The organism is Rosettibacter primus, assembly GCF_036860675.1.
Lineage (GTDB): Bacteria > Bacteroidota > Ignavibacteria > Ignavibacteriales > Melioribacteraceae > Rosettibacter > Rosettibacter primus.
In genome coordinates this window covers 34,134-46,875 of record NZ_JAYKGK010000012.1, presented here as the reverse complement: position 1 = coordinate 46,875, position 12,742 = coordinate 34,134, and the positions used below count along the sequence as shown (strand labels likewise).

Genomic DNA, 12,742 nt, shown 5'->3' with positions numbered 1-12,742 from the left:
TTTAATTAAATGTATATGTGAATGAAATAATATGCGAATCACCAAGCGAATATTTGTATGGTACATAAGCATAATCTAAATTAATTCCACGAAAAATAATTCCAAAACCAGCCGTAACATTTTTTGAATCGTAACCGGAAATGTACCCGCTTCTTAATGCAAACATATTGAAATAAAAAATTTCAATTCCAAAATGAAGATGAGAAATTTTGTCGTCTATATAATTTTGAAAACCAGCGGTAGCACTAAAATTTAGTTTATAATCCGGCAAATCAAAATTATAAGTTAAACCTGCTCTAAAATCTTTTGGTAACTTAGTTGGTTCTGTTCGAAGTTGTTTCATTGAACCAACATTTCTTAATGAAGCACCTAATGTTAGATTCTTAAATAAATTTTTATAACTGATGCCAAAATCAAAAGCATAGCCGGTAGCATCATCAGAAAAAAGATTTTCATAAATATATTTTATTGAAGCGCCGGCAAATAAATTTTCGTATAATTCATAAGCTGCTGAGAGATTTCCATAGAAATAATGAGCATTAAATTTTGATTCAGCTTCACCCGGCTTTGTTCTTACTTCAATATCAGAAATTGTTGTAGTATTAATTCCAATCATAAATGGAATATTTAGAAATGAAAAACTTCCTGAAAAAAATTCAGAACTCAAATCGTTGAAATAAGTATTATGAGAAAAAGATAATTGTGTTTTTGGATTTATTGCAATAACAGATGGATTATAAATTCCGTTATTCAAATCACCCGAAGTAAGAGAACCAAAATCACCCATAGAAATATTTCTTGCGCCTGCTCCAAGTTTTAGGAATGATAAACCTGTTTTTATATCTTGAGCATTTATGATTAATGAGCTTAGAATTATTATAAAAATTATTTTTTTCATAGCAATTAAAAGTTAATGTTAATTCCAATTATATGCTGGTCATTTGAAGAATAAGGTTCAATTACAAATGCATAGTCAATGCCAAATTTGATAGTTTTCATTTTATAAAAATATGAAAAACCAAATGAAGGGCGAACAGGAGTTTCAGTATTGGATAAATTAAATCTGTCAATTCCACTTCGAATAAAAAAATCTTGATAGATATTATATTCAAGTCCACTTCTTAAATAATTTGTATTAGCGTTGCTGCTTTCAAGTTCTATTGCAGCTATTAATTTTGGATTTGTAAATTTATATGCGATGCCAACTTTTTTCAGCAAAGGAAATTTATTTACTGTTGTATTTCCATTTTGTCCATATATATTTCCTGTATCCCATTTATAAGCACTGTTCAAATCGGAAATTACAAGTGATAAAGAAAGATTATCGTTGAAAGAATACAAAGCGCCTGCATCCATTCCCAGTGCTGTTGAAGTAATATTGTTGTAAAGTTTGTAGTAATAAAATTTGAATGCAATGCCTAAAGCTAATTTATCTGAAAAGCGATTTGAGAGTGAAATAAAAAATTGTGTTTCCATAGTTGATATATTATCAAAGATTTCACCTTCATTGTCACGCAAATCAATGTTTGAAACTCCAGCCAATATAAAACCTGAGCTTATTCCAGCAACAGATTTAACTTGTTTTGATTCGGATTCCTTTTTGAATTCAAATTTTCTTGTAAAGTTGATAAAACTTAGAGTTCGATCTAATGGTAAAAATGAATAAGAAGTTTGAAATACATTCTCTGCCTGAAAAGCAGAAAGAGCAGGATTATAATAAGAGACCAGATTCCCATCTTTAACTGCCGAAAGTGCGTTTCCCATTCCCATTCCTCTTGCACCAAATCCCATTCTGCTGAATGAGCCAGGCATGCTGTTAATGGGTGAGTATTGTGTTTGTGGTTTTATAACCGATGTTATGATGAATAATATAAATAATAATTTTTTCAACATATTCTCTGCACTTTGTTTTACATTAATACAATAATTTTACCAAATAAAGGTTCATTGGAATCAATATCAATTCGATAGAAATAAACTCCATTGGGAACTATTCTTCCACTTTCATCTTTTCCGTCCCAGAATTCAATTTGCTCACCTTCAGAATTTCTAATTGCATTTTGAATTATTGTTCTTACCAGATTCATTCCAAAATCAAATATTCTTATTGTTACACTTGAGCCTTTTTCAATTTTATATTTGATTCTTACTACTTCATCATCGGGGGAAAATGGATTTGGAAAAGCATAAGACTCGTTTGAGTTATTTAATTTTTTTGATGACAGAAAAACTTTCCATTCTCCATTCCAGTTGTTGTTGGTATCAATAAATTTTGCTAAGCCATCGAGTGTTCCAATCCATATGTCTGTTGATTCTTCTCTTTGTTTAACTTTTACAGCTCTGAATCTTTGCTTTTTAATGTTAATAGGAATTTTTGTTTTGCTATCAACAATTTCTTGAACTGAGAACCATGTTTTACCATTATTGTTTGAACGAAAGAGCCCATTTTCGGTAGCTGCAAAAATATCTGAATGAGTAAAATTGTTGTTGCCGTAATATTTAAAATCAATGTCAAGAATTTTTTCATCAGTTAAAAATGTCTGCCATGAATTTCCACCATCATAAGTAACGCTGAGAGCATAATATTCATCAGTGCCTTCTGCTTTCCATGTTGCTGCCCATATTGAGTTATCATATTTATTGTGTTGAAGCGATAAAATAAAATTTCCGCTTATGGGATTTGATTGATTTGTGTGATTAAATTTTATCCAGCTTACTCCACCATCTGTACTTTTATTAATTCCTCCAGCTGTGCCGACATAAATTGTTGAATCGTCTACAGCAAGCAAAGAAAAAGCTCGATGATTCAAATAGGATTCTTTTCCGAATTTACCTGCTACAGGCTGCAAAGAAAATTTTAATGTATCGGTGGGCTTGATTGAATCAAGATTATCTGGAGGAAGAACAACTCTTTGCCATGTTTTTCCCATATCGGTTGATTTTCTTAATCCACCGGCAAAGCACACAATCCAGATTGTGTTTTTAGTGAAAGCTATGTCGTATACAAAATTTTGTTGTGGGACAGTTACAGGTAAAGCACGAATTTTATTTATTCCATAAGTAATTATTGAATCACCGGGTTCATCAACAGGTTGTTTGATGTTATTCCAGGTATTACCAAAATCAGTTGAGTAATGAAGTCCTGTTCCTGTAGGAACATTCGAGCCGGCTATTTCTTCCATTTTCCACGTAGCAGCCCAGATTACTCCATTATGATAACCAATTGCAGAAATTCCATCTTCCCCAAAATCTTTATGTCGATAAAAATTAATCCACGAATTTCCGTAATCAGTTGATTTGCTTAAACCCTTTGACGTTGCAAGCCATATTGTATCTTCAACAAATAAAATTTTTTCGATTGAATTACTTGCTGGTAAATTATCAATTACTTCCGAGTTTTCAATAGAAAAACTTTTAGGCAGTTTTTGCGAGTAAATATTTATAGCAAAAAGTATTGAAACAAAAACAAGAAATAACTTTTTCATTTAATTCTCTTAAGCAATTTTATTTTAATGTTAAGTAATGAATAAATTTTTCGCTTATTAATCCACCTTTATCCTTTACGTAAAATTCAAATCTCCATTGTCCCGAAGGTTGACCTGAGGGAAAAGTAAGAAATACTGAATAGGTCCCATCATTTGCTACAGCATCTCCATTAGATGATGTGTTCCCGTCATCAAACAATGGGAATTGTGATATTCCCTGACTGTTTACTGTTTTGCTTCCATCAGGTTTATATAATTCGTAATAAACAGAAGAAATATCTTTAAGTCCATTAGGGTCGTTAACCTTTACCATCAAAGTAATTTTTTGATCATATGAAGCTGTTGAAGGAACAATCACTTCAGTAATTGAAGGGGGTAAATTAATTTGTGAGTTAGTGTAATTAAAATAATGGACAGCTAATTTTAATGAACTTTCTTGTGAATACAAATTTTTGTACTGAGCAAAATATTCAATAGCATATTTGCCGCCGGGAAATTTTTTACTCATTGGAACTAATGCAGAATAAATATTATCTCCCTTGAATTCATCCCCAGTTAAATAAAGGTCGCCTTCATCTGACATAAATATTTGCTGATGAATTGTTGAAGAGCCATCATAAAATTTTATTCTCAGCCATACATTCTCAATAAATTCTTTGTTGCTTAATTTAATTGAAGTAACAAATGTGGAATCTGAACTTGAGTAATTGAAATTATCGGGTGCTTGAATAATTTCAGCAGTTGTGTTAATTAATTCTTGCTCAATTACACTTTCAGAAATCTTTTCACATCCAAGGATAAAAATTAATGATATAGTAAAAAGATGTATGAAAAGTTTCACAAAAAAATCTCTTTTGATTTTTGGGTTTGATTTTCTGGAAAGAAATGATAAAGGAAAAATCATAGAAAACTTGCCTTTAAAGTTTATTTTATTCATCAATTTAATTGTAGCAGTCTTTTCTATAATTTTTCCTTTATTCTTAAAACAAATTTAGACAAAGCTTAGTGTTAATGTCAAGGTGATTATAATGAAATAATAAATGGTGTCGGCGAAAATGATAAAATAAAAATTGCAATAGCAATATATCCAAGTATCATTCTTTTTCTATCTAATTTTTCAAAATGTGGAACAGGCGGATGTTTGACTTTAATAAAAAAATATAGAATCAAAGCCCAGAATAGCCAGCCACTCCAACCCAACTCGAAATGAAATCCAAGAAAGCTACTTAATATTCCTCCTGCACCAAGTAACATTAATATTATCATTGAAATGCTTGCAACTGCTTCATGAACTTTTTCTCCAAACATAGAATAAATAATATGACCACCATCTAATTGTCCTACAGGAATAAGATTCATAGCAGTAACAAACAGTCCAAACCATCCGACACATAAATATGGGTAATGATAGACTTCAGACATTGGTGGGATGAAATCATTTGGATTGGAGAATAAATTTTTAAGTAATTCAAAAATTAATGTGCTACCAAATTCAAGATTGACAGCATTTTTTCCATAATCAGGAGAAAAATAATCAGGGTGAATCGTTAAGATATAATCAACAGGAGGAAGATGAGTAAATCCATAAATCAGAACAATTAAACATGCAATGAAACCGGAAATAGGCCCAGCCACTCCTATATCAAACATAGCTTTATTGTTTGGAGTAATAGATTTTGTTCTGATTACTGCACCCATTGTTCCAAAATTAAAGAATCCAGGAATTGGTGGAAAAGGAATAAAGTAAGGAAGAGTTGCTTTTACTTTATGATACTTAGCAGCAAAGTAATGGCCAAATTCATGACATGCTAAAATAAATATAATAGAAATTGCATAAGGTAAACCAAGTTTTAGGTCGTTAAATTCATAAGGACCAATTTTACCTGTTGTCCATTCCAGACCAGCAATAATTGTAGTAATAAAAGTTATTACTAAAAGAATAATATGAATTAAATAAGAATTCTTTTTTTCTTGAGGTTGATAATAATCCCGTACTTCTGTAAAATCTTCTTCCATTTTATAAATCCAAATTTATTCCGAATGCAAAATAATTTTTATTTATATCAAAATATTCTCCATGAATACTTTTTCCATAATAATAATTAATGTATGTGCTTAAACCTTTACCATTATTTTTTCCGAATTTTAATCCTGCAGCAATAGAATGATTAATTGAATAATCAATAATGTGAACTACTTTTAAATCATACGCAAAGAAAGGTCTGATATGGTTATTAAAAAATTCATTTCCAAAATAATCAAATCCAATTTGATAATTATCTTTTTTTATGAATTTTGGGTCAACATGAAAAATATATGTAAAGCCTCCGTAGAATCGAAGATTGTGGACAGAATAAAAGGGCATAATTTCAATAAATTCTCGGCTGTAAACACGAGGGTTCAGATTATCACGCCATTTATTGTTTGTCCCATCAAAATGCCCATCAACAAAATGAGCACTAATATGACTCAATCGAAATCGTACACCAAATTTATTATTGTTAATTTTTTTTGTATAACAGGAATTAATTCCGAACAGGTAGTCAACTGCATCAACAGGAAAATGAAAATTCTTCTCACTCCGAAGTAGTGTATATGTGAAAAAATCAGCACCTATTGAAATGGTCTCATCATCATGTTGAATTCTTAATACATCAATAGAATTTCCAATATCCAATCGCAATTCATTTTTTGATAAGTGAAAAAGAAAGCCAAGTTTTGGTTCAAGAATATTAGCAGTAAATGGTTGGACTGTTAAATTGTCAGGAAATATTTCAATTTTCTTTTGAGAGAAAATTTGAAAGTGAAGAATTAAAAGCAGAAGTGCAGTTAATTTTATTTTCATAGAATTTATCTAAGATTTGTGAATAAGTAGTTTTCAATTAAAATTCTCTTCCTTTCCATTTAACTTTTTTGCTTGGCAGAACAATAAAAGGAAGCAGAAGAACATAAATTATAAAGTAAATTTCAAATGCAATAAAGTGATTGAATTTTAATTTGAGATTAAGTCTTTTGTAAACTGGATAAACAAAAAAATAATCGATGAAAATTTTAAAGAAGCACAAATAAAGTGAAGTTAAAGAGAACAGAAACGGAGTTAGAATCATTGCAGCATGAGTGATATATCCCCAGAGCATAATTAAATAACCAATAATGTCGCTTTCTGTTCCCCCGACGCCCCATCTTTTCTTTTGCCAGTATAATGTTTCCCAGTCAGGGCAGGGTTTTGAAACTACGAGTGCACCAGCATCTAAAGGATAAAGAATTTTATATTTCTTTAGTTTATGAATTGCCATTAACAAATTAAAATCTTCTGTTACTGAAAAAGGAATATTTTCATAACCTCCAACTTCTTCATAGGCAGATTTTCTATATGACATGTTGTTTCCAATACATCCAAGCGGTTTTCCTAAATTTAGTGCACCAGCATTTACTGTAAGTAAAAAGATAAAGTCAATAGCCTGCATTCCTGCAAATGCGTTATAGTCCTGTTGAGTAGTAAATCCTCCTACAAATCCAACATCATTTTGATAATAAGAAACGAGTGTTTTAGCCCAGGTTGGAGATACAACACAATCTGCATCAGTAGTAAGTATAATTTCTCCTTTTGCTATTTTTATAGCATTTGCAAGAGCATTTGTTTTTCCTTTGAGCGAACCAATTTGTTTAACTGGAATAATTGTTTTGAATTTTGGTTTGTCTTTTATAAAAGATTCTATTATTTCACCTGTCCTGTCTGTTGAATGGTCGTTTACAATTATTATTTCTATTTTATCATTCGGGTAAATTAATTTATTAAGCGAGTTCATACAGTCAAGAATATTATTTTCCTCATTACGTGCTGCTACAATGATTGAAATATAGGGTAATTTCTCATCCCGAATTTTCGGAAATCTTTTACCTGCTCCAATTGTAAAGATTACTAATTGAATAAAATAAATTGATAACGCAACTAAAAATATTATCTCGAACATGGTAAATTTTATTTACATTAGTAATCAAATATAAATAATTATTTAACATGAATCTTTATGGGAGATAAAATATATCCATTAAAAAGATTTGGCCAGAATTATCTTGTGGATAAAAATATTGTCAAAAAAATTATTGAAGAATTTAAGCCCGAAAAGGAAGATGTTGTTCTGGAAATTGGTCCTGGAACAGGAGCATTAACAGCGGAACTGGTCAATAAAGTGAAAAGATTTATTGCTGTAGAAATTGATAAAAGAGCAGTTAGGCAGCTTAAAGAAAAATTTCCTTCCCTTGAAATAGTTAATAAAGATTTTTTAGAAGTAAACCTTTCTGAATTTGTTAATAAAAATAAAAAATTAAGAATAATTGGGAACATTCCTTATAATATTACTTCTCCAATTTTATTTAAGTTAATTTATGAAAGAAAATTTGTTAAAGATGCTTTGCTTATGGTTCAGTATGAAGTGGCAAAGAGAATAACAGCAAAAGAGGGAACAAAGGATTATGGAATCTTGAGCGTTCTTTTAAATTATTTTGCCCAAACAAAATTATGTTTCAAAATTTCGCCAAATGTATTTTATCCAAAACCAAAAGTTTATTCAGCAATAATTCAAATAATATTTAATGACGAAGAACAGAAAGAAATTGATGATGATTTATTTATAAAAGTAGTTAAAGCTGCATTTGGGAACAGAAGAAAAGTTTTAAAAAATTCATTCAGCAATAGTATATTTCGAACCATAAATTTTACAAATAATGAATCATTGACCAATCTTCTCACCAAACGTGCAGAAGATTTATCAATCAAAGATTTTGTTCAACTTTATGAATTCATTAAAAGTCAACTATAAATTTTTTTTGATAATTATTCTTCATTTTGTTCATGAAAGAAAATAAAAATCTTATTCTGAATATTAATCCTACCGATTTTATCGTTATAACTTTCAGTTTGTTTTTATCTATTCTTAATATTATTTATTCAAATAAAATTGTTTATTGGCAAAATAACCTGATAGTAAATTTATTAATTATAACTTATGTTTTTTTTGTTGCTTATAAAGATGTAAATAATAACAATATAATCTGGAAACATCTCCATTATTGGTATCTTGTTCCGCTGATTCTAATTTTTTTCAAAGAGCTTTATTATATGGTTGACCCAATTCGAGGTGTAATTTATGATGATGTTCTAATTAAAATTGACAGAATGATTTTTAAGACTGACCCAACTCATGAACTTTATAAAATTGCTAATCCTTATCTTACTGAACTTCTTCAAATAGTGTATGGTACTTTTTTCTTTTTACCAATTATTCTTGGATTGGATTTAATATTCAATGGAAAACTTAAAGAACTTGATTATTCAGCTTTTATTATAGTTTATGGTTTTATTCTTTCTTACATTGGATACATTCTTGTTCCCGCTATAGGTCCAAGATTTACACTTCATAATTTTGAATTAAATGATATTGAACTGCCTGGACTATGTTTAACAAATTTTTTAAGGGAAGTTGTAAACTCAGGAGAATCAATCCCGTCAGGTACATTAAATCCTGCTGCAGTTGTTCAACGCGATGCTTTCCCGAGCGGACATACTCAAATGACTTTGCTTGTTATGATTCTTTCTGTAAAATACAAAAGTAGAATGAGACATTTTTTTATTTTAGATGGAATACTTTTGATTTTTGCAACTGTTTATTTAAGATATCACTATGTTGTAGATTTAATCGGTGGATTTATGTTTATGCTTTTTACATTGTGGAGCGGTAAATATATTTACAACTGGTGGAATAAAAAGGCTGAAAAATTATTTTTTAGAATTATTGAAAAAAACTAATGGATTCAATTGCAAAAAAGAGCAAAGTAAAAAGAATTTTCGATTCAATTTCTCACAGATATGACTTCTTAAATCATTTTTTAAGTTTTGGAGTAGATTATTACTGGCGTAAAAAAGCAATTAAGTTGAGTAAATTAGATTCTAATTCAATTCTTCTGGATGTAGCATGTGGAACCGGTGATTTTGCAATTACTGCCAAAAAATTTAATGTGAATAATATTTTTGGCGCAGATTTTTCGATGAATATGCTTTCATTTTTTAATAAAAAAGCAGAATGGAGTAATGGAAGATTGGTTCAAAGCACAGCAGAAAATTTACCCTTTAAAAATGATTCTTTTACAAATATTACAGTAGCTTTTGGCGTTAGGAATTTTTACGATATCAAAAAAAGTTTTCAATCATTTTATCGTGTATTAAAAAATCATGGCAAAGTCACAATCCTGGAATTTAGTCTGCCCTCAAACAAATTCATAAGAAAAATTTATCTTTTTTATTTTGATAAAATTTTGCCATCAATTGGCAAATTAATTTCTGGAGATAAAGAAGCATATAAATATTTACCGGAATCTGTGGGTGAGTTTGAAAAAAAAATTGACTTAAAAGAATTACTCACCCAAAATGGTTTTGTTAAAGTTGAACAACACTTTTTGACTTTTGGATTGGTCCAGGTTGTTATTGCTACAAAATAAAGCTTCTCTTCAATTATTCTTTCACTCTTTCAACATATTCACCGGTTCGAGTATCAATTTTAATTTTATCACCTTGATTTATAAAAAGAGGAACATTCACTACGGCACCGGTTTCAAGTGTAGCAGGTTTCATAACATTAGAAACTGTATCGCCTTTTACGCCGGGTTCTGTTTGTGTAACTTCAAGTGTTACAAAAATTGGTAATTCAATTGCAACAATTTGTGTGTCATCAAAAAGAATATCAATCACTGTATTTTCTTTTAAGAATTTTTGTCCTTCACCAATTAATTCTGGAGCAATATTAATTTGTTCGAATGTTTCATTATCCATAACAACATAATCAGCACCGTCTCTGTAGAGATATTGAAATTGTCTTCGTTCAACTCTAACTTCATCAACAGATTCACCTGCACGGAATCTATTTTCGAGAACTCTTCCGGTTTTCATATTTTTTAATTTTGTTCTAACAAAAGCACGCCAGTTGCCTGGATTAACATGCTGAAATTCAACGATTGTCCACAATTCATTATTCCATCTAATAACCATTCCTGGTCTGAAGTCCGAAGTTGTTGCCATAGAAATTTCTCCTATTGCTTAAAAATTTGCGGCGTAAAAATAGTTAATTAGAAATTTATTTTCATTTGTGTAAAATGAAATATCTAAATTCTTGTTGTAAAACCTAATTCTTCGATTATATTTTTTGCTCTGTCAGCTGCATCTTTTGATTCAAACGAGATTCTAAAAGTTCCGCCTGTTCCTTCTCTTATTTTCAGCAGTTCAATATCTTTGATATTTATACCTGCATGGAATAATGCCGTTGTAATTTTGCTTAGAACACCGGGTTCATCTTTAACAAAAACAAAAATGTCATGAAGCGGGGATAAAAATCCTTTTGTGTTCTTGGGAATTTCATCTCTTTTGCTTCTTGCACTTTCAAATTTTTGTGCAATTTTCTTTAAGTCATTTTTTATGATTGATTTCTTAATTTCTTCGAGATTAAAAATAAAATTATCAATTGCCTGAAGAATATTTTTGTTGTTCAGTTTGATAATTGATTCCCATATAGAAAAGTCACTCGATGCAATTCTTGTCATATCTCTAAATCCGCCGGCAGCATAATCAAAAAAGTTAATATCACTGTCTTTTAATGCAGCAGAATTAATTAAAGAAACAGCAACTATCTGGGGGAGGTGACTTACTGCAGCAACAATAATATCATGAACTTTAGGATTTAGAAAAGTTATTCTTGCACCAATTTGATGAATAATATTTGTGAATAATTGAATGAAAGCAAATTCTTTTGCTGTATCACTTAAGATATAAACACAATTTTCAAAAAGTGTCGATTCAGAATTTTCATATCCACTTTTTTCTTTACCGGTCATTGGGTGACCGCCGATGTAAAAACCTTTTGAATTATTTTCATTCCAGATTTGGTGAAATATTTCTTTTACTCCACATACATCGGTTATAATTTGATTTTCTTTTAGTTTTGGAATTAATTCTTTGAATGCTGAAATTGATAAATCTACCGGAAGACATAAAAAAATTAAATCAGAATTAAGAGCTTCTTCGATATTATTGAGCTTCTGGTCAATAACTTTGTCATTTAAAGCCTGTTCTAAAATTTGAGGGCGGTCGAAGGCAGAGATAAAAAAATTCAAATTGTTTCTCCTCAATGCTTTTGCCAGCGAACCGCCGATTAATCCTAAACCAATTATAGAAATTTTTTTGATTTCCAATTAGAAATCCCTTCCAATAGCTTGAGCAATTAAACGAAGTTCTTTCATTAATTTTTGAAAAGTATCTGGATATAGAGCTTGTGGACCATCAGAAAGAGCATTTTCAGGGTCATCGTGAATTTCAATCATCAAACCATCAGCTCCAGCTGCAACAGCTGCACGCGCCATTGGTGGAACCTGATCTCTCATCCCGGTTGCATGTGATGGGTCGGCAATTACAGGCAGATGACTTTTTTTGTGAACCACCGGGATTGCAGATAAATCAAAAGTGTTTCTTGTTGCATTTTCAAATGTTCTTATTCCTCTTTCACAGAGCATAACATTATTATTCCCACCGCTTAAAATATATTCAGCTGACATTAACCATTCTTCAATTGTAGCAGCAATTCCTCTTTTTAACATAACTGGTTTTTTAACATTGCCAAGTTCTTTTAGTAACGGGAAGTTTTGCATATTGCGTGCACCAACCTGGAATATATCTGTGTAAGGCTCAATTAATTCAATGTGACTTATTTGCATTACTTCAGTAATTACAAGTAAATTGTATTTATCAGCTGCTGCGCGCATCATTTTCAAACCTTCTTCTCCCAATCCCTGAAATGAATATGGAGAAGTTCTTGGCTTAAATGCACCACCTCTTAAAATTTTTGCACCTGATTTTGCAACTACTTCGGCAAGTCTAAAAATCTGGTCCTCATTTTCAACTGAACAGGGACCAGCCATCATTACAACTTTATTACCGCCAATTTCTACATCTTTTATTTTTATAATTGTATTGTCTTCTTTGAAATTTCTACTTGCTAATTTATATGGAGTTGTAACACGATAAACTTCTTCAACTCCTTCGAGTATGCTTACTTTTCTAATATCGAAGTCAGGTTTTACTCCAATTGCACCGAGTATTGTTCTTTCGGCTCCAACAGATTTATGAACCTGAAATCCAAATCCTTCGAGATGTTTAATTACATTTTCAATTTGTTCTGGTGTTGCATGTCTTTCAAGTATTACTACCACTT

At 30.5% G+C, this 12,742-nt stretch carries 13 protein-coding genes; 3 read left to right on the top strand and 10 right to left on the bottom strand.

Features of this window, described 5'->3' with window-relative positions:
• Position 1 precedes the first annotated feature (1 nt).
• The 7 genes from VJY32_RS12795 to VJY32_RS12765 form a co-directional block, all read right to left on the bottom strand.
• Positions 2-898, bottom strand: a complete 897-nt coding sequence (locus VJY32_RS12795) for a PorV/PorQ family protein (RefSeq protein WP_353678316.1) — start codon at positions 896-898, stop codon at positions 2-4.
• Positions 899-903: 5 nt separating this feature from the next.
• The gene (locus VJY32_RS12790; protein ID WP_353678315.1) at positions 904-1,893 is read right to left on the bottom strand and encodes a PorV/PorQ family protein; all 990 of its coding nucleotides are present in this window, start codon (positions 1,891-1,893) and stop codon (positions 904-906) included.
• Between the two features lie 17 nt (positions 1,894-1,910).
• On the bottom strand, positions 1,911-3,485 hold the full coding sequence (locus VJY32_RS12785; protein WP_353678314.1) for a WD40/YVTN/BNR-like repeat-containing protein: 1,575 nt from the start codon (positions 3,483-3,485) through the stop codon (positions 1,911-1,913).
• Between the two features lie 19 nt (positions 3,486-3,504).
• Positions 3,505-4,326, bottom strand: coding sequence for a choice-of-anchor X domain-containing protein (locus VJY32_RS12780; protein WP_353678313.1), 822 nt, complete (start codon positions 4,324-4,326; stop codon positions 3,505-3,507).
• 182 nt (positions 4,327-4,508) lie between these two features.
• Entirely contained in the window at positions 4,509-5,501 is a 993-nt protein-coding gene (locus VJY32_RS12775; RefSeq protein WP_353678312.1) for a site-2 protease family protein, read from the bottom strand.
• A gap of 1 nt (position 5,502) precedes the next feature.
• On the bottom strand, positions 5,503-6,330 hold the full coding sequence (locus VJY32_RS12770; protein WP_353678311.1) for a DUF1207 domain-containing protein: 828 nt from the start codon (positions 6,328-6,330) through the stop codon (positions 5,503-5,505).
• Positions 6,331-6,367: 37 nt separating this feature from the next.
• The gene (locus VJY32_RS12765; RefSeq protein ID WP_353678310.1) at positions 6,368-7,459 is read right to left on the bottom strand and encodes a glycosyltransferase; all 1,092 of its coding nucleotides are present in this window, start codon (positions 7,457-7,459) and stop codon (positions 6,368-6,370) included.
• 57 nt (positions 7,460-7,516) lie between these two features.
• Between VJY32_RS12765 and rsmA the strand changes: the two genes are divergently transcribed.
• Genes rsmA through ubiE form a run of 3 tightly spaced genes read left to right on the top strand, consistent with a single transcriptional unit; the run spans position 7,517 to position 9,983 of the window.
• The gene (gene rsmA, locus VJY32_RS12760) at positions 7,517-8,308 is read left to right on the top strand and encodes a 16S rRNA (adenine(1518)-N(6)/adenine(1519)-N(6))-dimethyltransferase RsmA (protein ID WP_353678309.1); all 792 of its coding nucleotides are present in this window, start codon (positions 7,517-7,519) and stop codon (positions 8,306-8,308) included.
• Between the two features lie 32 nt (positions 8,309-8,340).
• Positions 8,341-9,294 carry a phosphatase PAP2 family protein gene (locus tag VJY32_RS12755; protein ID WP_353678308.1) on the top strand — a complete coding sequence of 318 codons (954 nt, stop codon included), beginning with the start codon at positions 8,341-8,343 and terminating at the stop codon, positions 9,292-9,294.
• A complete protein-coding gene (gene ubiE, locus VJY32_RS12750; RefSeq protein WP_353678307.1) occupies positions 9,294-9,983 on the top strand; it encodes a bifunctional demethylmenaquinone methyltransferase/2-methoxy-6-polyprenyl-1,4-benzoquinol methylase UbiE in 690 nt (229 codons plus the stop codon). Before VJY32_RS12755 ends, ubiE begins: the two co-directional genes overlap by 1 nt.
• 13 nt (positions 9,984-9,996) lie before the next feature.
• Here the strand turns inward: ubiE and efp are convergent, their stop codons facing one another.
• The 3 genes from efp to aroF all read right to left on the bottom strand — a co-directional run bounded on the left by efp (position 9,997) and on the right by aroF (position 12,740).
• Positions 9,997-10,560 (bottom strand): elongation factor P, encoded by a 564-nt coding sequence (gene efp, locus VJY32_RS12745; RefSeq protein ID WP_353678306.1) that lies wholly within the window; start codon positions 10,558-10,560, stop codon positions 9,997-9,999.
• A gap of 83 nt (positions 10,561-10,643) precedes the next feature.
• Positions 10,644-11,726 carry a prephenate dehydrogenase/arogenate dehydrogenase family protein gene (locus VJY32_RS12740; RefSeq protein WP_353678305.1) on the bottom strand — a complete coding sequence of 361 codons (1,083 nt, stop codon included), beginning with the start codon at positions 11,724-11,726 and terminating at the stop codon, positions 10,644-10,646.
• Complete coding sequence (gene aroF / locus VJY32_RS12735; RefSeq protein ID WP_353678304.1) at positions 11,727-12,740, bottom strand: 3-deoxy-7-phosphoheptulonate synthase; 1,014 nt, start codon at positions 12,738-12,740, stop codon at positions 11,727-11,729.
• Positions 12,741-12,742 lie beyond the last annotated feature (2 nt).

What these genes read in the sequence shown, in the direction of transcription:
- VJY32_RS12795 (WP_353678316.1), bottom strand. Translation starts at nt 898, where the DNA reads ATGAAAAAAATAATTTTTATAATAATTCTAAGCTCATTAATCATAAAT.
- VJY32_RS12790 (WP_353678315.1), bottom strand. Translation starts at nt 1,893, where the DNA reads ATGTTGAAAAAATTATTATTTATATTATTCATCATAACATCGGTTATA.
- ubiE (WP_353678307.1), top strand. Translation starts at nt 9,294, where the DNA reads ATGGATTCAATTGCAAAAAAGAGCAAAGTAAAAAGAATTTTCGATTCA.
- VJY32_RS12765 (WP_353678310.1), bottom strand. Translation starts at nt 7,459, where the DNA reads ATGTTCGAGATAATATTTTTAGTTGCGTTATCAATTTATTTTATTCAA.
- VJY32_RS12755 (WP_353678308.1), top strand. Translation starts at nt 8,341, where the DNA reads ATGAAAGAAAATAAAAATCTTATTCTGAATATTAATCCTACCGATTTT.
- VJY32_RS12770 (WP_353678311.1), bottom strand. Translation starts at nt 6,330, where the DNA reads ATGAAAATAAAATTAACTGCACTTCTGCTTTTAATTCTTCACTTTCAA.
- rsmA (WP_353678309.1), top strand. Translation starts at nt 7,517, where the DNA reads ATGGGAGATAAAATATATCCATTAAAAAGATTTGGCCAGAATTATCTT.
- VJY32_RS12785 (WP_353678314.1), bottom strand. Translation starts at nt 3,485, where the DNA reads ATGAAAAAGTTATTTCTTGTTTTTGTTTCAATACTTTTTGCTATAAAT.
- VJY32_RS12775 (WP_353678312.1), bottom strand. Translation starts at nt 5,501, where the DNA reads ATGGAAGAAGATTTTACAGAAGTACGGGATTATTATCAACCTCAAGAA.
- efp (WP_353678306.1), bottom strand. Translation starts at nt 10,560, where the DNA reads ATGGCAACAACTTCGGACTTCAGACCAGGAATGGTTATTAGATGGAAT.